23 protein-coding genes are annotated in these 23,397 nt (G+C 50.3%); 10 read left to right on the plus strand and 13 right to left on the minus strand.

Annotation, left to right across the window (positions count from 1 at the left end; genetic code table 11):
• From B3P58_RS07050 to B3P58_RS07060, 3 genes are all read left to right on the plus strand, one after another.
• A partial coding sequence (locus tag B3P58_RS07050) for a site-specific integrase (protein ID WP_286716638.1) occupies positions 1-676 on the plus strand: 676 nt, incomplete at its 5' end.
• Complete coding sequence (locus B3P58_RS07055; protein ID WP_286716640.1) at positions 676-933, plus strand: hypothetical protein; 258 nt, start codon at positions 676-678, stop codon at positions 931-933. The genes B3P58_RS07050 and B3P58_RS07055, both read left to right, overlap by 1 nt.
• Before the next feature lie 134 nt (positions 934-1,067).
• Complete coding sequence (locus B3P58_RS07060) at positions 1,068-1,592, plus strand: hypothetical protein (RefSeq protein ID WP_286716641.1); 525 nt, start codon at positions 1,068-1,070, stop codon at positions 1,590-1,592.
• A 273-nt stretch (positions 1,593-1,865) separates the two neighbouring features.
• Here B3P58_RS07060 and B3P58_RS07065 read toward each other — a convergent pair whose 3' ends face one another.
• From B3P58_RS07065 to B3P58_RS07100, 8 genes are all read right to left on the minus strand, one after another.
• Complete coding sequence (locus B3P58_RS07065) at positions 1,866-2,198, minus strand: DUF6488 family protein (RefSeq protein ID WP_286716643.1); 333 nt, start codon at positions 2,196-2,198, stop codon at positions 1,866-1,868.
• A gap of 28 nt (positions 2,199-2,226) precedes the next feature.
• Positions 2,227-2,748, minus strand: coding sequence for a hypothetical protein (locus B3P58_RS07070; RefSeq protein WP_286716644.1), 522 nt, complete (start codon positions 2,746-2,748; stop codon positions 2,227-2,229).
• A gap of 10 nt (positions 2,749-2,758) precedes the next feature.
• Positions 2,759-3,445, minus strand: coding sequence for a HupE/UreJ family protein (locus B3P58_RS07075; protein WP_286716645.1), 687 nt, complete (start codon positions 3,443-3,445; stop codon positions 2,759-2,761).
• The gene (locus B3P58_RS07080) at positions 3,442-6,549 is read right to left on the minus strand and encodes an efflux RND transporter permease subunit (protein WP_286716647.1); all 3,108 of its coding nucleotides are present in this window, start codon (positions 6,547-6,549) and stop codon (positions 3,442-3,444) included. The genes B3P58_RS07075 and B3P58_RS07080 overlap by 4 nt, the downstream gene beginning before the upstream one ends.
• A gap of 14 nt (positions 6,550-6,563) precedes the next feature.
• Positions 6,564-7,802 (minus strand): efflux RND transporter periplasmic adaptor subunit, encoded by a 1,239-nt coding sequence (locus B3P58_RS07085; protein WP_286716649.1) that lies wholly within the window; start codon positions 7,800-7,802, stop codon positions 6,564-6,566.
• A gap of 9 nt (positions 7,803-7,811) precedes the next feature.
• On the minus strand, positions 7,812-8,972 hold the full coding sequence (locus B3P58_RS07090) for a TolC family protein (protein WP_286716650.1): 1,161 nt from the start codon (positions 8,970-8,972) through the stop codon (positions 7,812-7,814).
• A gap of 124 nt (positions 8,973-9,096) precedes the next feature.
• Positions 9,097-10,053 (minus strand): M56 family metallopeptidase, encoded by a 957-nt coding sequence (locus B3P58_RS07095; RefSeq protein WP_286716651.1) that lies wholly within the window; start codon positions 10,051-10,053, stop codon positions 9,097-9,099.
• Positions 10,050-10,433 carry a BlaI/MecI/CopY family transcriptional regulator gene (locus B3P58_RS07100; protein ID WP_286716653.1) on the minus strand — a complete coding sequence of 128 codons (384 nt, stop codon included), beginning with the start codon at positions 10,431-10,433 and terminating at the stop codon, positions 10,050-10,052. Before B3P58_RS07100 ends, B3P58_RS07095 begins: the two co-directional genes overlap by 4 nt.
• Positions 10,434-10,529: 96 nt before the next feature.
• Between B3P58_RS07100 and B3P58_RS07105 the strand changes: the two genes are divergently transcribed.
• Positions 10,530-11,837 (plus strand): MFS transporter, encoded by a 1,308-nt coding sequence (locus tag B3P58_RS07105; RefSeq protein WP_286716655.1) that lies wholly within the window; start codon positions 10,530-10,532, stop codon positions 11,835-11,837.
• Positions 11,838-12,592: 755 nt separating this feature from the next.
• Here B3P58_RS07105 and B3P58_RS07110 read toward each other — a convergent pair.
• A complete protein-coding gene (locus B3P58_RS07110) occupies positions 12,593-12,823 on the minus strand; it encodes a helix-turn-helix domain-containing protein (RefSeq protein WP_260997637.1) in 231 nt (76 codons plus the stop codon).
• A 202-nt stretch (positions 12,824-13,025) separates the two neighbouring features.
• On the opposite strand from B3P58_RS07110, the gene B3P58_RS07115 reads away from it, so the two are divergent.
• The 3 genes from B3P58_RS07115 to B3P58_RS07125 are packed head-to-tail and all read left to right on the plus strand — an operon-like array spanning position 13,026 to position 14,317.
• Positions 13,026-13,526, plus strand: a complete 501-nt coding sequence (locus tag B3P58_RS07115; protein ID WP_286716657.1) for a hypothetical protein — start codon at positions 13,026-13,028, stop codon at positions 13,524-13,526.
• The gene (locus tag B3P58_RS07120; RefSeq protein WP_286716658.1) at positions 13,516-13,908 is read left to right on the plus strand and encodes a hypothetical protein; all 393 of its coding nucleotides are present in this window, start codon (positions 13,516-13,518) and stop codon (positions 13,906-13,908) included. Before B3P58_RS07115 ends, B3P58_RS07120 begins: the two co-directional genes overlap by 11 nt.
• 46 nt (positions 13,909-13,954) lie before the next feature.
• Complete coding sequence (locus B3P58_RS07125; protein ID WP_286716659.1) at positions 13,955-14,317, plus strand: hypothetical protein; 363 nt, start codon at positions 13,955-13,957, stop codon at positions 14,315-14,317.
• 9 nt (positions 14,318-14,326) lie between these two features.
• Here the strand turns inward: B3P58_RS07125 and B3P58_RS07130 are convergent, their stop codons facing one another.
• Both B3P58_RS07130 and B3P58_RS07135 read right to left on the minus strand, forming a co-directional pair.
• On the minus strand, positions 14,327-16,915 hold the full coding sequence (locus tag B3P58_RS07130; RefSeq protein ID WP_286716660.1) for a tyrosine-type recombinase/integrase: 2,589 nt from the start codon (positions 16,913-16,915) through the stop codon (positions 14,327-14,329).
• On the minus strand, positions 16,893-19,073 hold the full coding sequence (locus B3P58_RS07135) for a hypothetical protein (protein WP_286716662.1): 2,181 nt from the start codon (positions 19,071-19,073) through the stop codon (positions 16,893-16,895). The genes B3P58_RS07130 and B3P58_RS07135 overlap by 23 nt, the downstream gene beginning before the upstream one ends.
• Before the next feature lie 235 nt (positions 19,074-19,308).
• Here B3P58_RS07135 and B3P58_RS07140 point away from each other — a divergent pair, with 235 nt between their 5' ends.
• Positions 19,309-20,316, plus strand: coding sequence for a type IV toxin-antitoxin system AbiEi family antitoxin (locus B3P58_RS07140; protein ID WP_286716663.1), 1,008 nt, complete (start codon positions 19,309-19,311; stop codon positions 20,314-20,316).
• Positions 20,300-21,130, plus strand: coding sequence for a nucleotidyl transferase AbiEii/AbiGii toxin family protein (locus B3P58_RS07145; RefSeq protein ID WP_286716664.1), 831 nt, complete (start codon positions 20,300-20,302; stop codon positions 21,128-21,130). Before B3P58_RS07140 ends, B3P58_RS07145 begins: the two co-directional genes overlap by 17 nt.
• 284 nt (positions 21,131-21,414) lie before the next feature.
• Here B3P58_RS07145 and B3P58_RS07150 read toward each other — a convergent pair whose 3' ends face one another.
• Both B3P58_RS07150 and B3P58_RS07155 read right to left on the minus strand, forming a co-directional pair.
• Positions 21,415-21,732, minus strand: coding sequence for a HipA domain-containing protein (locus B3P58_RS07150; RefSeq protein WP_286716665.1), 318 nt, complete (start codon positions 21,730-21,732; stop codon positions 21,415-21,417).
• A gap of 42 nt (positions 21,733-21,774) precedes the next feature.
• A complete protein-coding gene (locus B3P58_RS07155) occupies positions 21,775-22,038 on the minus strand; it encodes a HipA domain-containing protein (protein WP_349676576.1) in 264 nt (87 codons plus the stop codon).
• Positions 22,039-23,064: 1,026 nt separating this feature from the next.
• On the opposite strand from B3P58_RS07155, the gene B3P58_RS07160 reads away from it, so the two are divergent.
• The coding region (locus B3P58_RS07160) for a hypothetical protein (RefSeq protein WP_286716666.1) at positions 23,065-23,397 on the plus strand (333 nt) is incomplete at its 3' end.

The following is a 23,397-nucleotide window of genomic DNA, read 5'->3' on the forward strand; positions in this document are numbered from 1 at the left end:
CCGGTATGAGTTTACCTGTCCCTTTCGGGGAATCAAATCGCTGAAGATCCAGAAAGTGGATGTTGAGCCTTTTACACTGGAAGAGGTGCGCCGGATTCTGGATAACGTGCGTGACGACTTTAAGGCCTATTACACCGTGCGTTTCTTCACCGGGATGCGTACGGCGGAGATTGATGGTCTGAAGTGGAAGTACATCGACTTCGAACGCCGCCAGATTCTGATTCGCGAAACCGTTGTGGATGGCAACATCACCTACACCAAGACAGATGGCTCGCAGCGCGAGATTCATATGTCACAGCCGGTGTACGATGCTCTGAGAGAACAGCAGCGGCTGACGGCTGAGCACGAATTTGTGTTCGCTACCCGCATAGGTACGCCAATGGCACATAACAACGTGACCAAGCGTGTGTGGTACCCCTTGCTGCGCTATCTGGGCATTAAGGAACGCCGCCCGTATCAGACCCGCCACACCGCAGCGACTCTGTGGCTGGCTGCCGGCGAAAGCCCGGAGTGGATTGCGCGACAGATGGGCCATACCAGTACTGAAATGCTGTTCCGCGTGTACTCGCGTTATGTGCCGAACCTGACCCGACAGGATGGCTCTGCGTTCGACCGCCTGTTGCAACAACGCTTTATTGTTGAAGAGCAGGCTCACAACGAAGCGGAGGAGGGCTGATGCATTATCAACGCTTCCATCAGCAGTGGGCATCAGAGAGAGCCAACCATATAGCCGATTGGCTCATATTTGTGACGGAGGTTCAGCATGGCACCGGGTTGGCGGGACATCTGGGGGTGAGTCCTTCGCTCGACAACCACAGCGCAGTTCGCATTTGGGTGCAGAAGAAAATGCGTGCCTGGCCAGCGGAGTTTCAGACGCTGGGAGATTTGCGCAAAGGCTTCGTTGCTCAATTGCCGTCGGAATATTTTGGTTAGGGGAGTGGGGGTGTGAATGCAGAGACAGGGATGTCGGATTTGGTTATAGGTAGTCTGTAAATCAACCTGAACGCGTAAACATAAAAGCGTCTGGCCATATCAGCCTCTGGTGCTGCAAAAAACAGGAGGGAAACATGTTCGGTAAATGTCTGTTCGTGCTTGTGAATACCGCCATGGCAGCCATCGCTTTCCCTGATTACTTTTATCTTGGAGTGATTTATTCACTACTGATTTTGCGACTATTCCGCTCGGGTTCACCGAAAACTCAATCTTTTGCACAGAATTTTCGTCACCGCTTGGCTACCGGCAGCATTGCCAGGGGCAGGGGGCATTTTGTATCAACAAGCGGTGCAGCGGCTATGATGGCTGAAAACGCCGAAAATTCATGGGATGACTGCTCAATCAATGCGACAGATGACGAACGCTTAGCACGATCCAATTATTCCGATCCGTTCGAAAGCACAATCGATATAAATCCAGCTACCGGCCTGACGATGATGGATGGCATTAGTGGTATCGATGTAGGCGGTAATCTGTATGGCTGTTCCGGATCAGACTCATGGGACAGCGGCATATCCGATATGGACCATTCCTGGTCGTCGGATTCAATCGGGATGGATGACTCATGGTCAGGATCATCCGGAATGGATGATTGGTAAGACGGAATATCCAGGAAAACCGAAATTCTGTTCTGTCGGATATAGTCTCAAGCCAGGCACTGACGACGCCATCAATACCATTAACCTCCACTTTGACGCATAGCTGCGGAACTATCCTCATTGGGTCACCTGCTCATTGAGATATCTGAGAAAAACAGAACTGATTACTCATGGGATCAATTGAAACACCATAACAAGAATAATACGGAACACTTTTACTGAAAAATTGACATCCTCTTTTATAACTAATTTAGAGGATGCCTTTATCGTTTTTTAGAACGGATACACTTTTGACACATCAGAAATGCTGCCATCCAGAAGAACTTTTACATACACCTTTTCATCAGAACCGGATTTTGTAACTTCGACAATATAGAAACCAGCCCCCTTTTCCTTCAGGACAATCTGATCTTTACCAATGCTCTGCCAACTGGTATCCAGTTGACCAGCTGTATAGCCATAGTCTCTCAGGGTCATCTTCTGCACAACGCGGGGCGCAAGAGTCATAGCACCTGACTCACTTATAGCACCGTGGTCGCCGTGAGCTTGCACAGTTCCGCTGAATGCAGAAATCGTCAGAAGGGCGGATAGTAATAATGCTTTCATGTAGTAACTCCTGTTGCTTGTTGGCGATTTACATCGCATGAGGATTTTCGTACTGACCTTCAAAAAATAGCTGAATGGTGATGTCTTGTTGACTATCGTTGCGGAAATACCAGCCATGGGTTCCCGCAAACGGCGCCGTAAAACTGCCTTTCATTTCACCGGTTGTGGCAATGACATAACTTTTAAAGTAGCCACTGGGATCGTTAAAGGGTTCGCCGTGAGTATCAACATAAATACTGGCACCATCGGTGATCCATTCAAAATCAACCTGGCCACCTTCCGTCATTTCCAGTTTGAACTCTTTACCGCTGCCAGCCGGGATAACCAGGGTGGTCAAACCATCCATATTCGCTGAGTTACTCAGGGCTGACGGTGCTTCATTCAGTTTCTCCGGTGACAGCGCGGTTAAGCCCAGCTGAGTACCAATGCCGGTCGGATCTATATTGTATTCCGCTGGCATAATGACGATAACCAGCGTAAGCAGTCCAGTCGCAAATGCGGCCAGTGTGGCCAGCCAGAGCTGTTTGGCCGGAATATGTGCGTAAGTCATTTCCTTCTCCTCAGGAATTAAAATAGCCAGTCAACTGGTAGCCGGTGAGCATGATGCCCGACGCCATCAGCAGCGTATTGGTCAGTACGGCGAAACGGCTGAAGGTTGCTGAATGGCGCCATGCCGAGATCAGTATCAGGATGATGCCCAGTGCAGCAAACTGTCCGATCTCGACGCCGATATTAAAGGCAATCAGATTGGTCAGCAGGCCGTCTTCGGGAATATGAAATTCCTGTAATTTGGTCGCCAGACCAAAACCATGAAACAAGCCAAAAATCAGTACGGCGTAGCGTGTATCTGGCTGAACTCCCAATACCCTTTTAAAGCCACCCAGGTTATCGAAACCTTTGTACACCACTGAAAGGCCGATGATGGCATCAATCAGGTAAGCGTTAACCTGAATATTGGCCAGAACGCCCGACATCAGAGTAATGCTGTGTCCCAGAGTAAACAGACTGACGTAGAGGAGAACTTCCCGGCTACGGAACAGAAAGAAGATTACTCCCAGCAGGAACAGCAGGTGATCGTATCCTGTGATCATGTGCTTGGCGCCGATATACAGGAAAGGGACGAACTGCACGCCGGTATTCTGTTGCAGAAATGTGCGGGTATTATCATCAACGCCATGGGCCACAGCGAAGGACGCTGTGGTTAACATGGCGAGTAAAAGTACAAGACGTGTTATAGACAATTTCATGCATTTCCTCGTTTTTCACTACGGTGCACCAGACGGTACAGCGCCGGAATCACAAACAAGGTCAGAATCGTAGAAGAAATAACACCACCAATCACGACGGTTGCCAGTGGTCGTTGTACTTCGGAGCCGATGCCTGTATTCAGTGCCATCGGGACAAAACCCAGCGACGCTACCAATGCTGTGGTAATCACCGGACGCAGACGCGTCAGCGCACCTTCAACGATAGCCTGCTCAAGACTTTGCCCAGAGCGCTGTAATTCACGGATAAATGACACCATCACCAATGCATTAAGGATGGCGATACCCGACAGGGCAATAAACCCAACGGCCGCAGAAATCGAAAAGGGAATATCACGCAGTGTCAGCGCCAGTACGCCACCGGTTAAGGCCAGCGGAACGCCGGTAAAAATGACCAAAGCGTCGCGCACTGAATGCAGTGCCAGTATCAGTAAACCTACGATCAGCAGCAGAGTGACTGGCACAACAATCATCAGTCTTTGTGAGGCTGACTGCAGCTTCTGATATGTTCCGCCATATTCCACCCAATAGCCTGCGGGAATATCCAGTTCATCACCAACAGCATTGCGCACGGTTTCCACAAAACTGCCAAGGTCGCGACCGCGAACGTTGGCGGTGACCACCAGACGGCGTTTACCATTTTCGCGGTTTACCTGATTTACACCGATGTTTTCACTGAGTGTGACCAGCTCCTGCAGTGGAACAACCTGCCCGTGTGCAACGGTCACTGGTAGGTAGCTCAGACCGTCGATGTCAGCGCGTACGGTTTCGGGCAGGCGCACGGTTATATCTGCCCTGCGATCACCATCAAACAAAGTGCCTGCAACTTCACCGCCCAGAGCGGTGGCCAACTGATCCTGCAGTTGCTGACGGCTGATACCGTGACGGCGTAATGCATCAGCATCCGGAATAAATTCCAGCAGTGGCAAGCCGGTCACCTGCTCAGTCTGAATGTCCACCGCTCCATCGACACCAGCAACAATTTTCTCAAGCGACGCGCCCAGGCCAGTTAACACATCGAGATCGTCACCGAAAATCTTGATGGCAACTTCGGCGCGTACACCGGCGAGTAATTCGTTAAAGCGCATCTGAATGGGCTGTAAAAATTCATAACGGTTGCCAGGGATTTCACTGACTAAGGCTTCCAGTTCAGCGACCACCTGCTGCTTGGGCTTATCCGGATCTGGCCACTGGTCTCGTGGTTTCAGAATAATAAAGTTATCGGCCACACTCGGGGGCACAGCATCGGTGGCGACGTCAGCAGTACCGATTTTGGCAAATACCCGCTCAACTTCCGGCAGGGCTTTGATGCGCTCTTCCAGTGTTTCCTGCAGGGCAATGGCCTGACTGAGAGACGTACCAGGGATGCGCAGCGCATGCATGGCAATATCACCTTCGTCCAGATTCGGAGCAAATTCGCTGCCTAAGCGGGTAGCCTGCCAGATGCTCAGTAAAACCAGTACTGCCGCCAGCCCAATGATGGGCGCCCTAGCTTGCAGGGCCAGCGCCAATAATGGCTGATACATGTGCGTAAGTGCCGACACCAGAGGGTTGTGTTTTTCCGTCACCGGACCCTTGAACATCAAGGCCACTGCTGCTGGAACAAAAGTGACTGACAGCAGAATCGCACTCAGCAGAGCAATCACAACGGTGATGGCCATCGGGTGGAACATTTTGCCTTCTACCCCTTCGAGGGCGAAAATCGGTGCGTACACGGCGGTGATAATAAATACACCAAATAATGCCGGGCGGATGACTTCCCGAGTGGCTTCAAACACCAGTTGCAGACGTTCTTTTAATGCAAGCGGACCTGTCTGCTGGCTCAGACGACGCAGGCAGTTTTCGACAATGATGATGGCACCATCGACCAGCAGACCAAAATCGAGCGCGCCCAGACTCATCAGGTTGGCGCTGACGCGAGTCTGTACCATACCGGTAAAGGTCATCAGCATTGCCAGAGGAATAACCAGCGCGGTGAGAATGGCCGCGCGGATATTGCCCAGCATCAGGAACAAAATAACAATCACCAGCAAAGCACCTTCCACCAGATTGGTGGTGACGGTACTCAGGGTTTTTTCTACCAGCCCGGTGCGGTCGTAGGCGGCCGTTGCAACAATGCCTTCAGGCAGAGACGCGTTAATCTCGGCCAGTTTTTTACCGACATTACTTGCCACTGTGCGGCTGTTTTCACCAACCAGCATGAATACAGTGCTCATCACCACTTCCCGGCCATTCTGGGTCGCGGCACCGGTGCGCAGGCCGTGGCCAATGGTCACCTCGGCCACATCGCTGATATGCACCGTTTTTCCATTTTCAGAGGTAATGCTAATTGCCGCTATATCGTCGGCCTGCATTGCCTGCCCTGGAATCCGCATCAGCCATTGTGCACCATTGCGCTCAACAAATCCGGCGCCACGGTTCTCATTATTGGCGCGGATAGCGGCCACAATATCGGCACTGCTGATACCAGCAGCCAGCATGCGTTGCGGTTGCATCTGCACCACGACTTCCCGCTCGTAGCCACCGATGGGGTTTACTTCCACCACGCCCGGCACCTGCATCAGCTGCGGGCGGATAATCCAGTCGTGCACACTGCGCAAATCCATAGGCGTGATGGCAGACCCATCGGCATTGACTGCGCCCGGCTCAGCATCAACGGTGAACATAAAGATTTCACCCAGGCCGGTGGCGATAGGCCCCATTTCTGGTTGTAAGCCATAAGGCAGACGACCGCTGGCAGATGCCATGCGTTCGCCGACCAGCTGGCGGGCGAAATAAATATCGGTGTCATCGCTGAAAATAGCGATCACCTGCGACAGGCCGTAGCGCGATACCGAACGGGTGTATTCCAGCCCCGGTAATCCGGCCAGTGCGGTTTCCAGCGGATAGGTAATACGCTGTTCCACTTCCAGTGGGGTAAAGCCGGCGGCTTCGGTATTGATCATCACCTGTACGTTGGTAATGTCAGGCACGGCATCAATCGGCAGCCGGTTAAAATTCCACAGACCCAGAACAGCAACGATGGCGACAACGACCATCACCAGGTTCCGCCGGGCAATGGCCAGTTTTATCAGTAAATCCAACATGGCGATTTCCCGTATCAGTGGTCGTGTGACGCGCCGGACTTCTCGATGTCGGCTTTGATGATGTAACTGTTTTCGCTGACGTATTCTGTGCCGGGTTCAAGACCACCGAGCACTTCAACCCACTCACCGGCGGCCTGGCCAAGTTCCAGCATGCGCACTTCGTATTCGTCCCCGACTTTGGCGTAAACCACGGTGAAGTCGCGAAACGCCTGTAAACCAGAGCGTTTGACGGCCAGAGCTACGTCACGGGTTTCGGTTTCAATGCGGGCATTGATTTTCATTCCGGCCGCCAACAAACCTTCGGCGTTATCAAGGGTGGCCAGCCACAGACGTGACTGATCGGACTGAACAGAGGGGTAAGCATGTTTAAGCACAGCCTGAGCCTGCAATTCTGTGCCGGGTACCGTGATGGTGACGGGGGCTCCGGCTTTTACACGACTCCAGTCTTTCGGGTACACGGCAAGTTCAGCCTGCAATGTACGGTTGTCTTGCAGTGTCAGCAGAGTGCGTCCTGCACTTTGTTCTCCGGCAGCGGCATAAATCCGGCTGACAATGCCTGAGGCTGGTGCGCGTACGCTGTAGCTTTTCAGGCTCTCGTTGCTGTCGATGGTAAGCAATTCGCTGCCTGCCTGAACCACCTGTCCTTCGCGTACGTGCACCTTGCGGATTTCGCCATCAAAACGTGCGCTGACGTTGCGCTCGGTGCCTGGTACTGACGTCAGATTGCCCCAGACGGGTGTCTGAATATGCAGAGTCGCTGGCCCCGCGACTTCGGTGGTAATTCCCATGGCATCGGCAACCGGCGCGGCGATTTGCGTACGTCCCTCAAAATTGTCGTAACGCCACTGGTATTGCTGGCCAGCATGCTGAACCTGAATATCGACAATAAAAGAATGAGGCTCGTAAATTTCCATGTCGCCACGCAGGTAATCGCCTTCAGCGCGGAAACCGATATTATCGACGACGTCGCCAAGACGAATAAGACGTACGCTCAGCTGCACATCCTGTGGTGCAATTGGCTGGCCGGACAATGTGCTCCAGACCCGGAACTCCGGCGGTACACCGGTTTCGAAAATGGCCAGCTCCAGAGCAAAATCACCATCGCGCAGCATGCGTCCGCGGTGAGGTCCTTTCTCCGGTTCCGCTTCGGCTGTTTCCGCCGACTGGGCATAAACCATTTGTGTTGGCAGAGCGCTGCCTGCGAATAACGGCAAAGCCAGCAACAGGAGGGAAAATATTTTATGGGGTGTCATAACTTAGCCTCAGAAATAAATGGTCTGGCCGGTCAGGCGCTGTAATTCAATCCACTGCTGATGCAGTGCTTCCGCTTCGTCTAGTAAACGCTTGCGGGCATTCAGCCATTGCTGGCGGGTGTTATCCCACTGCACATAATCCAGCTGCCCGTTTTCATAGGCTTTAAGCGCCTGCTGACGACCGTTATTGAGAGTCGGCAGAATGGTTTCTGTCAGGGTATTGATAACGTGCTGGCTGTGTTCCAGTTCCATCAGCAGTGTGCGGGTTTGGATGGTCAGTTGTTGCAAATGCGCCTGTGCTGAAAGTGTCTTCTGTTCTTCACGGACATTGACCGAGCGCTGAAGAGCGGCGTAGCGCTGATTCGCGCCCAGTGGAATGCTGAACTGGGCGACCAGGGCATAGTCATCTGTATTTTCGAAACGGCGCACGCCTGCGCCAGCCGACCACGGGGTTACCGCTTCTTCACTCGCGAGTTTTCCTTCCGCACTGAACAGTTCTGCTTCCGCTTTTATCTGGTTCAGTGACGGGGTTTCCTGCAATTTGTTCATGGCAGCTTCGGCTTTTGCCAACGGCAGAAATGGCAGCAGGTTTCCCGCGGCATAAAGCTGGGTTTCTGCCGCTCCCCACTGCGCAGACAATCGCAGTGACGCCGACTGCAGCCGGTGCCCGAATTCTTCTACCGCCAATTCCTGCTCTGTTAAACGGGTACGTGCCAGTATCTGGTCGGTATTAGGGGCACGACCGGCATTCACACGGCGCTGAATGATCGCCAGAATTTCTTTTTCGTCGGCTAACGCTTCCTGTGCCAGTTGTAGCCGCTCCTGATCGGCGAGTAACGAAATAAAGAGTGTTGAAGTATGTGCGGTTACATCGGCTAGCTGCACTCGCTGTTTCGCTGTCAGCAAGCGCTGCTGAGCGGCTGCGTGTTCTGTTCTGGCGCTGATCTGATCACCTTCTAACAGCCAGCGGGCACTCAAGGTCGTCTGCATGGCATCGGTACCTTCATACTGGTCAGTACCGAATGCATCTTCGACGCTCAGTTCCAGCTGAGCAGGTTGCCGGCTACCAGCCGCTTCTATTTCGGCCTGTATGCCCTGCTGGCGATAAGACCAGATGGCAATCTGTGGATGCCCCTTTAACGCCCGCTCGACGGCTTCAGACAGCCTCACTGTATTTTCGGCGTAAGCGCTTTCGTAGCAGGGTATGAACAGGGTCAAGCACATTAAAAACCGATTGATAATCGGTTTTTTGGGCGCAGAAATAACGTGGTTAACAAGCTTCATTTCAGCTCCGTTAATGGACTAGGAAAATATCAAAAAAGTGGTGTAGAGCATCAGTGGCAGAAAGTACCGCTGTGGCTGTGACCAGAATAGCCAGTGGTAACAGGCCCAGCTTCAGAGCGGACGGACGAGATGGTGTCAGCAGTTCAATGACCCGCTCGCGCAGCTGTTCTGCAGCGACAAACGCCGCCTGACCAGGCTTGTTGATGCGGTGGCGTAAGCGCGCAATTTTCACCAGTGTTTCTGCGATGTCGGCGGCTTCGGCGTTGCGGGTAACCCGGCGATCGGCGAGCTGCTCGGTCACTAATGTGAAGCGGTTCAGAATGGGGGGGCGAACAAAGCCTGGCAGTGGGCAAATAAGCAGCATCAGTAACCAGCGACTCAGGTTATCGAACTGGCGGATATGCGCCTGCTCATGAGCAATGATGATTGCCTGCTGGTCTGGCGTTGTTTGATTGAGCAAACCTTGCGACAGGTAAATATCAGCGCGGAAATATCCGGCTGCCATGGCGACAACGTCGCGGGTCGGCAAAATGCGGATCGTGGAGTCGGAAGTCGCCACTGCCTGCTCACGGAGTAGTTTCAGTTGCTGGTTTACACGCCATTGCTGATAAGCAAAACGCCCTATGCGCAGCGTCAGCCATAAACCGGCCGCACTCAGAAACCAGCTGTGCCAGGCGCTAACGACAAACTCATCGGCATGATGCCAGTGAATAAGTCCCAGAGCACCATGCACTGTATTGTGGTCGTCTGGTAAGGCGATTCCGCCCTCAACAAACAGCAACAGAGTCATTGTCCAGGGTAAAACGGCCCAGCTTAAAATGAGCCATTTTTGCTCCAACGGGTCAACACGGTTTTTTGCCCGGACAATCAGAGGAGCCGTTAATAACTGAAAGACAGCTGAGGCCAGTCCGAGCAATGCAGCCATGCTCAGCAGGTTCAGAATAAAACCCCAGCTTCCGCTGATCATGGCTGCAGTTTGCTCTTGCGACGGTGATTCTGAATCATAGCCTCCAGGCGATCTAGCTCGTCGGCGCCCAGATCGGCAGACAAGGAAACAAATGCCGCCATCAGCGACTGGCTGTCATGGCTGACAAGGTCGCTGGTGATATTACGGATCAGCTGAGCGATCAGGTCTTCCCGATCAACCCGGGTGCGGTAGACAAAGGCATGTCCTTGTTTGCTGCGGCTGAGCAGCTGCTTTTTGTACAAACGGTCCAGTGTACTCTGAATGGTGTTCAGGGAGCTGCTGCGCCCGGCACTGAAGGCGGCATGGATCTGCTTGGCGTCAGCTTCTCCCGCAGACCAGAGATGGTTCAGAACCTGCTTTTCTAACTCACCGAGAATCATAGTCTTTCCAACGTTCAGGATGAGGCATACACTGCCACAGCAAAAACCGACCAGCAATCGGTTTTTTGTCAGTCAACGTCAGTCGCTGAGGTTTCTATGCTGAGTATTCTGCGTCACCGCGTGTACCGCCATTTGTTTGCTGCGCAGGTTATTTCATTGTTGGGCACAGGTCTGGCGACGGTTGCCCTGAGTCTGATGGCGTTTGAGCTGGCGGGAGACAATGCAGGCACTGTGCTGGCAACTGCACTGACCATCAAAATGCTGGCCTATGTGTTTGTGTCACCGCTACTGGCGGCGTTGTTTCAGGGGCGCCCACGCAAGCCTGTGTTGGTGCTGCTGGATATTATCCGAGCGCTGACGGCGCTTTCGCTGCCGTTCCTCACCGAGGTCTGGCACATCTATGTGGTTATTTTTGTTCTGCAAAGCAGTTCCGCCGGATTTACGCCGTTATTTCAGGCGACGATTCCTGATGTGCTGCCGGACGAGCGTGAATACACCAGAGCGCTGTCACTTTCCCGCATGGCATACGACATGGAAAGTCTGATCAGCCCCATGCTGGCGGCGACATTGCTGCTGATTACCTCGTGGCATGGATTATTTTTCGGCACCATGCTGGGGTTCGTGGCGTCAGCGTTGCTGGTGCTATCCGTTACCCTCCCAAAAGCCCAGGCTTCTGCGGTGAATACCTGGACAGACAGACTTACGAAAGGTGGACGCATTTACCTGCTGACCCCACGACTGAGAGGTCTGCTGTTGTTGAGTTTTACCACCGCCCTAGGGGGCGCGATGGTGTTCGTTAACACCGTGGTTCTGGTGCAGGGGAATTTTGCCCTGAGTGGCCAGCAAACGGCATTCGCTCTGGCTGCTTTCGGCTTTGGCTCCATGCTCACAGCGCTGACACTGCCAACGCTTCTGGAAAAAATCACTGAGCGCAGAGTGATGCTGACAGGCCTCGGCTTGATGATTGTTGCGCAATTATCCGGCACTCTTATCACAGGCTATGTCACTTTGCTGATGATCTGGTTCGTGCTGGGAGCCGGTTACTCCCTGGTGCAGACCCCAACCAGTAAAGTTCTGGTTCGTTCAGCCAGTAACGCGGACAGGCCAGCGTTGTTTGCTGCACATTTTTCACTCTCCCACGCAGGCTGGATGATGGCCTATCCGTTCGCCGGCTGGTTATTAACCGTGCTGGATGTGAATTCGGCGTTTTTATTACTGGCCGGGCTTTCCGCTATTGGCCTGGTATTGGTATTTAAACTTTGGCCGGAGGACGAAAATAATGCGCTATTTCACCGGCACGATGATCTTGAAGCTGGTCATGAGCATCTGGAGGCATTTGGCTATGGAAAGGAGCACAGCCATCTGTATGTTATAGATTCACTGCACTCGAAGTGGCCCAGATAGCTAATAATCGAAAGCTAAACCTTACAAGGCAGATGAAACTTTAATCGGTGGCAGTAGCTATTTGACTGAGTTGGAAGTATCTACATTATCGCCACCAATGCCTTAGGATCTTTCAAGTCAGTTAATACCTGGCTGCTCCAAATATACGGTTAACACCATGTCATCGCCCCGTATTTTGAATCATCGCAACAGAAACCCAAAAACATATCCCGCTTACCTCCCGTGTTGGATATAGCGGTTTCAGACCAGGCTCGGACACTTGTCCATCCAACAATGCCTGCAACTGCTTGTCGCTTAATGACAGTCGCGCAGTCGCCTCTCCGGGTGTCCACCCAGCCGCCACAATCCGCTCCCGAACACGAATGAGCAACCTGGCCTTTTCTCGTTTGAAGTCAGCCTCCTCTGAACTCGCTGAACAGGACGCCCAAACGTTATCGACCAGGATAATGCGGCTGTCTTCCATTGTATACCTCCAGTAAGTCAGTCAGCTGCTGGCTGAATAGCCAGACCACCAGTCACTGTTATGCAGCCAGTGTATCGCAGGCGGCTGATTTGGCTGGTATATGGGTAACGGTCATTGCACCGAATCGCCTGCAGTGGCATTACTATAGGTTCAGGCTTCAGAGGAATATGCTATGGAATCCAGCACTGTCAGTTTTGACTACGTGGTACCTGCGGTGATTATTGGTAACTTTCTGCTGATTCTCTTCAGCGCATGGGTGGTTGACCGCTGGCGCAAAAGATCGCGTGACTGATCAGCGCAGCAGGCGAATGCCTTCCAGCGGATCAATCTCCAGTGCTGCGCAGAACTGCACATACTCAAAGACGTCAAGTCTGCGTTCCAGTGACTCAATGCGGTGTACAGCCGTTGTTGTTACCGACAGCAATTCGGCCAATGCCCGGATGCTCAGGCCTTTGGCCTGACGGTTGGCAATGAGCCAACCAATGAGACGGGCGTATCTGGGGGAGGAGATGGTTTTGATCATGTACTCATAATGAGAACTACATGCCCTTGTTTCCAAATTGAGTATAAATTGCACTCTTAATCCCCTTTGATGCTCTCACTATCTTGCTGAAACCCGTGCATATCTAAGGAAACTATCAACTATTGAGGTTCTTTCATTCAGTCTTTATAGTTTCGATGTTCTCATATTGAGGACGAAAACCATCAAGAGAAGGAAGACCTGAATGAATCGTTATGCGTTTGGATTACTCGTTTCTGCTGCGGCGTTAACTGGCTGTGCCAGCATGGGAAATATGCTGGGACATGGCACAGACCACTTTTATGAAGGCGAACCCCGCCCGATGACGGAAGTGTCAGTGATTGAATCCAATGGTGAAGCTGGCTGGGGCATGGGTTCCGGTGTCAGCCTGATCGCTATCGATGGCAAAAAGCTGCCGACCTTTGCGCAGTCCAAACAAGCGCTGCTGCCGGGTAAGCACACGGTAGAATATGAGTGCGACCTGACTCAGAACGTTATGGATGGCAAACGCGCTGGGCGCACCACCACCACCATCGAACTGGAGAAAGGGGTTCACTACCGCCTGGTGGGCAATCTGTACGCGCTGCCGAAAGACCAGTGGTATTACTCAGAAGACACATTCATGGGCACTACCAACCGCAAGCTGGAAACCAAAGCGTGCGACCTGAAAGTGGTTAAATTCAAAGCGTTGACCAATGAAGCTTAAGCCTTTACTGGCCACCTTGCTGCTGTGGGTAGCAGGGCATGTCGCCGCAGAACAGTCCAAAGCCCCGTGGTATGGCACACTGACAACCGACAGCGTGCCATTTACAGGCTGTGAGGTTATGCGCATCAGCCCGTTCTCAGGCAGCTGGTCGTTTTTCAACGGCACGCCGGAGCAGGTGCGTCAGACATTTAAAGAGTCTCGTACCCGGTTAGAGAATGAGGCCCGGGCTGCTGGGTTCCATGCACTGGTCGGCTTTCAGACCGATTGGATGGGGGGTGCCGGTGCCCTGGATTACACACGCAACCATACCCAATACCATGATGTTCTGATCACCGGCGTGATGGCATTGTCGGCGACAGGTGTTGAGCTTAAATGTAAATAAACAGAGCCCACTCCGGGTGGGCTTATATTGCAGAGTGAGGTGGACGATGAATAAACTCTTAACCATTGCAGATGTCATGCGTGTTTTCGACAAACTGATCAGCCACTGGCAGTTATCACCAATCGAACAGGCCAGCATTCTGGGTATGACGCTGTCTCATTATGAGCAGCTAACCGGGGAAAAACAGAGCACCGCCTCACCTGAATTAATGGATCGCCTGGTTCGACTCGTCGGCATTCAAAAAGCCGTTTCGGTTATCGCGCCCAGAAGGGCGGAGAACCAATTTTTTACGGCAGCAATTGATGCGCCACCACTGCAGGGCCGATCAATCCGCGACTATCTGATTACTCAGAACAGCGAGGAGGATCTGGAGGCGTTGTTTCGTTGGATCAACAGTAAGGCGTGCTAGGGCACGATTTTATCCATCTGACGCATCGAAGATACCAAGCGTTCTGACCAGGTACTGGTACGACTTTTCTGATCTCACCGATCGAAATTCCAGGCATCGAGACTTAAGGCCGTGTTCGAGCCATATTTCCCGCGATACCTGCCAGCGGTAGATGCAATATTTCTGCTCAGATGGAGTTAGTTCTGAGAATTTTTTCAGGATGTTGTCGCCTCGACTCTTTTCTTCTCGGAGATATAAAGCTGAAAAAAGCTTCATAAGATCGAAATCCTTTAATAGCTCCGACGGAAATCTCAAAATAACAGGGTGTCTACGCAGAAAATTTCTCAACGTAATTTTCCCTTTGTCGTAACGCCTTATATCTGATACCGCACCATCAAATTCGAAAGATTTATTATAGCCATCGAATTTAGAATTTTCCCCAGGGTGATACCAACCTGATAAATCAACTACAGTGGTAATATTCTTTAGTTTTCGCACCATGCTCAGTCGATAGTCAGACAGTTTTCGCCGACCTTCAGCACGAGCGGTTTTCTGAATAGCTTGACGGCTGATACCGAGGCCAATAGCCAGTTGAGCAGTGGAAAACTCTGGCATCATACGCCGTTGATAGAGCGGTAAAATCCAATCCAAAGAATGGACATATGTACCGAGCGTAGTAATCGGTGAGGCATGTCCCATTTCTGCACTGATTTGATAAATAGGATTTACACGCCTCGAGGCTCCTTCGAGAGGTGACAACCGACTCAGATAAACGTCGTAATTCTCTCCAGTGTCGTAATCAAGATGGTCATCCACTGGATACTCACTCAACCATCTCGACCTGATCATGCGGTAAATATTGATAGAAGCAAATGAATGTCTTAGCGAGTGAAAACTCGCATTCTTATCACCAGTAACAGACCGGATAATCCATGTCAATTCTTCGAATATTTTTTTATTATTTGTTGAATTAGAATTAACCTCATAATGACCGAATACAAACTCCTCATCCGAGCAAGAAGAATGAATCCTCGCTGAGACAATACTCTTAATAAGAGACAACTCTTGCTCATCATATCGACCACTAACTACAACCTGTCGATTACCCGATTGTGTTTTTGGCTTAAAATTACCATGCCTCGATATGACAATTGACGAAAGCCCTAGAAGATGAATATCACGATACCTTAAACTTGTAATTTCACCACGACGTAAACCTGACCGATAGCCGAAAATAAGTGCCAAAAGCATATATTTATCTCGCTGCTTATCATCGCTCCTGGAGCTCATACTCAATCGACGCCGCAGGGTGCTTTTAATGGCATCGTACTCCCATGGCAATACCATCGCGGGATGAGAAAATTTACCATCCCTCATTTCATCCTCTATGCAGAGGTAACCACGATCATTTTTATGATGCAGATACCAGAGGTAGTAATTCACACTGACTCGTAAATTCTTCTGAGATGATTCACGCTCCGCCAATACCATATCCTGCAGACTATCAACCAAATAGTCTGACGAAAGACTCTCTGGGTCCACTTCCTTAAAAATATGCTTAAATCTAGTAGATAGATTATTTACAATCCTGACAACGCCCGAACGTTCTAGTCTAGTTCCGAACTCGGTATCATTTTCAATATAGAAGCCAGCACATCGAATCAAAGACATAAGAGGTAATGAAAAACTTAGGCTTTCAGATCTGTCAATAAGATCCAGTGCAGAATCACAGTCATGCACTATAGATGAAATAGTATCAGAATCACGTGATCGACGTTGCTTCCGGCTTACCCTACCTTCACCCCGGTCACTATTTTCACTCTTTACTGACACGTAGACACCATCAGGTATCATTCGTGAAATAAGGCGAAGATGGCCATGTTCAGTTAGGCTTCTATTCCTATTTCTATTCGTACTAATTTCAACCAGATAAGAAGGGACGAAATTTTTCAGCACAGCAATCATCGCATCAATAAATACTTCCATTGATGGCCAATAAGCAATATCGATATATGGACGAAGGAATATCGTCAAATACCGATACCAACTGGTTCCTTTACTTAAAAATAATCGCTCCTTATAACGCACCATCATGAATAAAGTCAGATCATCTGGCTGCCAAACAATGGGTTCGGATTCGACATTTTTTGATAGCAGAATCCATAGATAATTTTTATATTGCCTAATTTCATGCACAAAACCCGTCTCGCGCCATGATCGGATCAAATCCTTATCGATTAGCAATCCGTAGCGCATAGCGCCATATATCAGCGCACCAGGAACCTGCTTATCACTAAGATTTAGCATAACTTCTGGGAACAAAGCATCGAACCGACATAACGCCAAATACAATTGGTTATTATTTGGTGTCACAGGCGCCGATGGTCGAGATAACATCGAGCTGCGATATAGATCCGCGTGCGACGAGCGTCCGGCGTCAACTGCATAACGAATGATGCTTTCGAGTATTTCATCAACAACTGATGCACTGTGCAATGGCCTTAGGTAGTCAATTATTCTCGAACAATCATCAGCACTAATGTGGTCCGTTCCATCCGGATCTATTCCAAATGCCAAAAGCGTCTTTCGCGCAGAATCAGAAAGCATGGAACCACTCATCACAGATCCCCAATTCTCTAATCACCCGATCGTAAAAACCAATCACTTCAAGCCGCATTTCAATGGGATCGTCAACACTATATCGATCCCAGGATGCTTCACCAACAGAATGATGATTCATAACCATATTGGTAGACTCGTATGAGACCCCAGATTCAAGCATTTTCCGGCGAACAAATTTCCTGAGTGAGTTTAACGGATAAGGCCAAACACCCACCAAGAACTCCCTAATAATTTTCGGTCTAGGCTGAATAATACCGCCATCCTCATCAAGCAGAAAAATCTCATGATTAATAGTTTCAATATTTTTATACCTTAGAGTATGCGACCTTACAGACCTGAAACAGTCAGACACCAACACAGACATAGGATGAATAAATTGAAATCGGGAGTGAGAAAAATCCTCTTTGTCTTTATCGCGATAGAATAGCGCATAGCCATCATTATCAACAGATACAATCGGATCGTATACACCACGAATGGTGGTAAATATTGCCTGAACCATAACACACAGAAGCGTATTCGAGTTATGCCACCGAGGCGAGCCACGAACAGAACATGCTGCCTCCATAGAAATATTATTCAACATTTTTATGACGCACTGATCCGTTGGCATATTTCTCGGCGAATAAAATGAATGAGCATCACCATAAATAATTGAATTTGCAGTTTTATCCGTCATACCCATTCGTCGGCGTAGCTCGGTAGTGGCACTGGTATAGCATTGAATGACCTGCTCATCAGAAATAGATGAATAGTACTGCTGGACATTAGCTGATGGCACCCTGAGCCCAAACGTCGTCTGAACGATTACGGGATCAAAGTTCGCCTTTGCAATTTCAAAGGCGCTGCGCTGTATTTTTGAAAGCGTAATCCTGTTAGATATATTGGAAATCTCCTTCTTTAATAAATTGCTAAATTCATTTTTTTTAACAGACTTCAGCCATAAATAAAATCCAGCAATGGACTCTGGTCTTATATAGAAATTTGGAGTTGAAACGTAGCTATTTTCCGAAAACGTTGAATTCGTTATTAGGTTTTTCACACCATGATCCGAGGTTCTATAATCCGGCTGGATTCTTGGGATACGAAACCGGTTTAATACCGAATCGTAGGACAGCCCCTGTGCAACCCCCTGATCGGCCATTGACAACACATCGTCGAGCGAAGATGAGGTGTACAGCATCAACCTCAGAGCCATCTGAACACCGCGAATATCAGGATTTTTAGCCAGGTCTACGTCAGAAATGTAGCGCGCCAGCTTCCGCAACTCCGTATCCGTTAGCTGCTGATACGTGATTGGAAGAGCCGCATTTGCTCTGGCCAGAATGTCTCTTGCTGTCTGACTCTGGCGGCGAGCCAGCTTCTTTTCAACAGACAATGCGCGCACTCGTTCAAGAAGGAGCAATATCTGGTCCCCCGGATAATCCTCACCAACTTCAATTCCCGCCAGAGATCGATTATTGGTGCTGCCAGATCTTCCTGAAATAGTCGGAACGAACTCTCCGACCTCTGGCAAATCCACCGGGTCGTCCGGATCCGAAGGAACCAATACGTGAATTTCGCCGAAGGCATCACGACGAGTTCCAGTGCGACGATCAATAGCACGAGTAACGTCACTAACCGATCCGCGCTCGCGCCTAGTCACCCGCTGACCTAACGCCGCTCGGATGAATCGGCCAGCGTTAGTCTTCTGACTCGCGGTGGCGGGACACTGGGCTACCGCCTCCAAAAGGTCGTCGTAATATTGATCATCTTCGCCAGTTCCCAGGGATAAGACCCGAATTAAGAGGCCGGCAGCTGCGACATCATGCGGTAGTAAAACCCCATCCGAGTCCGCCAAAGCCTCAAGTAATAAAGACTGCAACTGACGCACTATAGTGCTGCGTCGATTGTCCGCGTAAAGCGCAGCCCAGACAGGGTGGTCAACCAAGGTTCCGTGGAGGCGACTACTTGCCGGGACAGAGTATTTAACACTCCAGTCGGCTCCACGTATCTCCTTCGCAGCCATACCATCCAACTCAACCAGTAGATCTGTCACGACTGGTGGAATCTGCCACCGAGTCTCATTGACCAGCCGCCCAAGGTTCTCCCTTACCTGGTGAAGGCCTGTTTCTCCCTTAGGTGGGTTTAAAATCTTGCGTACGATTTTCGCCATAGGTATCCCGCATTTTTGACTTGTGTAGTTCTCTATAGCGGGACAGGGACAAAACCGTTTTTGTGGTCGGAGAAGCTGGTGCCAGGAGCGGGATTTGGAGCTCTTATCAAGTGAATGCAGAAGAAAAACGGTGGATCGGAGCACTCAGAAAGACATGCGACTTGCAACCTAAGCAGTGCTGCAGTATGTTCAATATTATTGAACGTTCATTTTTATTGAACATTTGGAGCTGGCAATGCCCCACTCAGATTCACTTAGCGATGGTATCCATTCATTGGCCACAGCCGTTCAGCTCCCGGTAGAGATCGTTGGGCTTAACAGTCCGTTGTCCAATAACGGCTTGGGTATCATTATCGGAACAGCACCAGCCATACCGCTGTTCTCTCTGGTTCAGGAAGCTGACAACGTGGAGTTGGGTGAACTACTCCACCAGGATGGCGCTCGTCGGATTGTCTTTATGGATCACATATCACCTGCACAGGCGACGAAGTTGAGGGAAGCGGGTATCCAGTATCTGGATGCTTCCGGCAATGCCTTTATTCATCAGCACGGCTTGCACATCGTTGTGATTGGAAAGAAGCGCGCGACCGCTGCATCGAACAGAAAACAGCTGCCGGCTGAGATCAAAACCGGGAAGGCTTTTCAGCCGGCTGGTTTGAAAGTTGTTTTTGCGTTGCTGGCCGACCATGAGCTGGCAAGAGCTTCGCTGCGGACCATTGCTGAACGGGCTGGAGTATCGTTGGGATCGGTCAGTGCCATCATCAAAGATCTGGCTGCCCACGAGTATCTGGTGGGCAGCGGGAATCAGCAGGAACTGATCAAGACCAGACAACTGGCTAACCGTTGGATAGAACTCTACCCCTATAGCATTCGGGATAAGGCTCATATCGGCCGCTTCACGGCTCAGGACCCGGATTGGTGGCAGGCATTGCCGTCGGATGTGGATTATCAGATCAGCGGCGAGATTGCTGCACTCAAACTCACCGGATACCTGAACCCCAAAGACGGCATCCTATACGCTGAAAACGCTCAGTTGCCTGCCCTTATGAAAGCCGGTCGGTTGCGGCAATTGAAAACCGATGAAAAGCCAGAATTCATCATTGATATCTACCGACCCTTCTGGAAAGTGGATAGCGCAAAGCATATTGCGCCTGAACTGATAGTCGTCAGCGATTTGTTGTCAACGAGCGACCCCAGAAATGTGGATGCAGCCAGAAGGGTAATGAATGAATACCTTGATTGATGTGACCGGTAAGCTGCCACGCGGTCTGGTCGAGATGTATCGGAAGGTAGATATCTGTGCCAAAGGTCTGGGCATTGATTACCTGATTGTCGGAGCTATGGCACGGGACCTGGTTATGCACCATGGATTCGGCGCACATATTGAGCGCGGAACCCGGGATGTGGACTTTGCTATCCAGATGGCCTCATGGCAGGAATTCAATACATTAAAAGAAGCACTGTCTGCTCAGGGGCTTTCCGTGGATCAGAAACTGGCCTATCGGCTGGGCTTCGTCGATTCAGACAGCTTACCCTGGGAACTGGATATTCTGCCTTTCGGTAACGTGGTCGATGAGCATCATGACATCAGCTGGCCACCTGATGGTGACTTTAAAATGTCGACACTGGGCTTTCCGGAAGCGCTGCTCCAGGCATGGCAAGTAAAGATCACGCAGGCCCCTGAGTGCTTGGTTAAGGTCGCAAATCCTGTCGCCATGATCATTCTTAAGATGATCGCATGGACCGAACGGGACCTTGAGCTAAGAAAGAAGGACGCTGCAGACATCGGCTACATTCTGCAGAATTACGCCCAAATACCCTCAGTCCTCAGTCGTCTTTACGAAGATGGGCACATGGAACGTTGCGACTGGGATGAGGACATGGCTTCCGCTGAACTTCTGGGGATTGAAATAGCTGACGTATCAGCAGAGCCAACCCGTCAGTACATCATCAAACATCTGGTGGAAAACCAACCCAACAGGGCAGCTTTTGCCCGGGATATGAATCCCATCCATGGCACTCAATGGTTAGACTGGCTTACTGATCCGCTGGTCTGAAATCATTCTGAACGTTAAGCATCCGGACGTAACGCCTTTAGCGGGTGTCCGGATTTATTGAACCGCTACAAGCCGGGCGACGTATACGTAGTGTTTTGAGCTCTTTCACGACCTTTCACAGCAGTGAAAGACTTTCACCGCACGTTTTTATCTGCTTGCGATCTCTGATTATCAGTAACGAAAATTCACCCGCATGGGTATTCATCTTTCACGCATCTTTCACGGGCTATGTCCGGCCGATATCTGAAAGTGAAAGATCCATGAATGGCGTGAAATCACCGGTTTTAAGGGTCGGTGTATCCTACTCGCAGCGACTTTGCCTGCATCAGCGGATAGGCAGAGAGCACATCGTAAATCGGCGTCATGCGGAAAGCGGATTCCGGTTCAATGAAGAGGCTGAAGTTTTTGGCGTGGCCATCAATAGCCGCCAGCATCCAGAACAATATCTGCAATTTAAAGAAGGTCTCACGGTCATGAATCGCCTGTTGGGAGCCGCGTAACAACTCCATACCTTCTTTTATTTCTGGGCAGCTATGATTCTCGTATTTCAGGACGGGCGATACGCAAAGCGCCTGGCAAAAATCCTCCTGCGGCAATTTCATTAGCCAACAGCGATCCTTCTGGGTTCCAGAACTAATTCCAGATTAAGCGCGACAGCAACTTAAACAGTGTTTCNNGGCGTGGCCATCAATAGCCGCCAGCATCCAGAACAATATCTGCAATTTAAAGAAGGTCTCACGGTCATGAATCGCCTGTTGGGAGCCGCGTAACAACTCCATACCTTCTTTTATTCCTGGGCAGCCATGATTCTCGTATTTCAGGACGGGCGATACGCAAAGCGCCTGGCAAAAATCCTCCTGCGGCAATTTCATCAGCCAACAGCGATCCTTCTGGGTTCCAGAACCAATTCCAGATTAAGCGCCGACAGCAACTTAAACAGTGTTTCGATCTTGGCACGTTCAGGCGAGGTTTCAAAAGCAGCACGCTGTGCTCTGCTTGATGCCCGCCAGTTCACCTATGGCCTGCTGTTTACGGGCTTACTGGAGCGCATTTGCCAATCCACGTGGCGATGTGATCTTCATCAGGAATATCCTCTATAAAGGATAAAGATTGGAATATCCTCCCTAGAGGATAAAGGCAAGCTTATCCCCCAGGGAGGATTTCATAATCGGGAACATAAAATTGATGAGAACTGATAGAAAGTGCATAGGCCAGGTGAGGGTAGTGGTCAAAAAACTCATTTTATGGTGCCAACTTTTGTGACCATAAGTTTTGTAAATATGCATAAGTATGAAGATAATTTTTGGAAGAAATAAAAATAAAACCTTTTAAAATCAATTAGATGTGATTTAATGACTGTTAAGGCTGTGCCCTCCGGAGGCAGAGGTCAGAGGTTCGAATCCTCTCGGGCGGGCCATTAAATAAAAAAGGCTCCTGAATCTGTGTGTATAAAACGCACAGATTCAGGAGCCTTTTTTATTTACCGCCAGACGGAGAGACTTGGTTCGGACTCTCAGGTTCGACAAATTGCCGGGAGCAATTTGGTCCGCCGCAGGCGCCCGCAGGGACAAAGGCAGGATGCCTGTGTGACAATCGTGTGAGTTTGCGAACGGAGGAGCTTGCGACGATGGTCATCCTCTGGGCCATTTAAAGAAACCGACGTCATGTCGGTTTTTTTATGCCCGCACGAGATGGACGAGACAAATCTGCCGGGAGCAGATTTGAGCTAAGCCCGCAGGGTGAGTATCAGGACGATACGAACAACCTCTGATAGGTTCGACCCGAAGTGAGCCTGCGAACGTAGAGAACGGAGGAGCTTGCGACGACGGTCATCCTCCAGCCCCTCATAACTGATACCTTTATTGATTAGTCTGTGATGCCTGTATGGAAATCCCATATACTGCGTGAAATATGCCTCCGGTAATGGATTTCAAATGAGTCATTTGTACGACCAGTTTTCTGACAATATTTTCTATGCCAATACACTTTCTGGCGCAGACCCGGACGACGTCAAAGCGTTGTATGTTGCTTATCATGCTGAGTGCGTCGACCTCAGTGCTTATACCGGGCTGAATTATTTATCGTATGCTTTTTCTGTAATTGATTGTGCTGGTCTGGCACTACAGCAGGAGCTTCGGCACTTTAGCTGCAGCAATTCATCACTGAGTAAAAAGCAGGGGCTTATCAGCTTGGTACACGCCAGCAGCTGGCTGGCAGAACTGACGAGCAAACAGCAGTCTCTGCCTGCGGAAGACGCAGCGCTGATT

The organism is Thalassolituus sp. UBA2009 (assembly GCF_002335285.1).
Classification (GTDB): Bacteria; Pseudomonadota; Gammaproteobacteria; order Pseudomonadales; family Oceanobacteraceae; genus Venatoribacter; species Venatoribacter alkanivorans.

What these genes read in the sequence shown, in the direction of transcription:
- B3P58_RS07150 (WP_286716665.1), bottom strand. Translation starts at nt 21,732, where the DNA reads ATGAAATTGCCGCAGGAGGATTTTTGCCAGGCGCTTTGCGTATCGCCC.
- B3P58_RS07140 (WP_286716663.1), top strand. Translation starts at nt 19,309, where the DNA reads ATGCCCCACTCAGATTCACTTAGCGATGGTATCCATTCATTGGCCACA.
- B3P58_RS07080 (WP_286716647.1), bottom strand. Translation starts at nt 6,549, where the DNA reads ATGTTGGATTTACTGATAAAACTGGCCATTGCCCGGCGGAACCTGGTG.
- B3P58_RS07145 (WP_286716664.1), top strand. Translation starts at nt 20,300, where the DNA reads ATGAATACCTTGATTGATGTGACCGGTAAGCTGCCACGCGGTCTGGTC.
- B3P58_RS07105 (WP_286716655.1), top strand. Translation starts at nt 10,530, where the DNA reads ATGCTGAGTATTCTGCGTCACCGCGTGTACCGCCATTTGTTTGCTGCG.
- B3P58_RS07135 (WP_286716662.1), bottom strand. Translation starts at nt 19,073, where the DNA reads ATGGCGAAAATCGTACGCAAGATTTTAAACCCACCTAAGGGAGAAACA.
- B3P58_RS07100 (WP_286716653.1), bottom strand. Translation starts at nt 10,433, where the DNA reads ATGATTCTCGGTGAGTTAGAAAAGCAGGTTCTGAACCATCTCTGGTCT.
- B3P58_RS07055 (WP_286716640.1), top strand. Translation starts at nt 676, where the DNA reads ATGCATTATCAACGCTTCCATCAGCAGTGGGCATCAGAGAGAGCCAAC.
- B3P58_RS07115 (WP_286716657.1), top strand. Translation starts at nt 13,026, where the DNA reads ATGAATCGTTATGCGTTTGGATTACTCGTTTCTGCTGCGGCGTTAACT.
- B3P58_RS07085 (WP_286716649.1), bottom strand. Translation starts at nt 7,802, where the DNA reads ATGACACCCCATAAAATATTTTCCCTCCTGTTGCTGGCTTTGCCGTTA.
- B3P58_RS07130 (WP_286716660.1), bottom strand. Translation starts at nt 16,915, where the DNA reads ATGAGTGGTTCCATGCTTTCTGATTCTGCGCGAAAGACGCTTTTGGCA.
- B3P58_RS07110 (WP_260997637.1), bottom strand. Translation starts at nt 12,823, where the DNA reads ATGATCAAAACCATCTCCTCCCCCAGATACGCCCGTCTCATTGGTTGG.
- B3P58_RS07120 (WP_286716658.1), top strand. Translation starts at nt 13,516, where the DNA reads ATGAAGCTTAAGCCTTTACTGGCCACCTTGCTGCTGTGGGTAGCAGGG.
- B3P58_RS07065 (WP_286716643.1), bottom strand. Translation starts at nt 2,198, where the DNA reads ATGAAAGCATTATTACTATCCGCCCTTCTGACGATTTCTGCATTCAGC.
- B3P58_RS07125 (WP_286716659.1), top strand. Translation starts at nt 13,955, where the DNA reads ATGAATAAACTCTTAACCATTGCAGATGTCATGCGTGTTTTCGACAAA.
- B3P58_RS07060 (WP_286716641.1), top strand. Translation starts at nt 1,068, where the DNA reads ATGTTCGGTAAATGTCTGTTCGTGCTTGTGAATACCGCCATGGCAGCC.
- B3P58_RS07075 (WP_286716645.1), bottom strand. Translation starts at nt 3,445, where the DNA reads ATGAAATTGTCTATAACACGTCTTGTACTTTTACTCGCCATGTTAACC.
- B3P58_RS07070 (WP_286716644.1), bottom strand. Translation starts at nt 2,748, where the DNA reads ATGACTTACGCACATATTCCGGCCAAACAGCTCTGGCTGGCCACACTG.
- B3P58_RS07095 (WP_286716651.1), bottom strand. Translation starts at nt 10,053, where the DNA reads ATGATCAGCGGAAGCTGGGGTTTTATTCTGAACCTGCTGAGCATGGCT.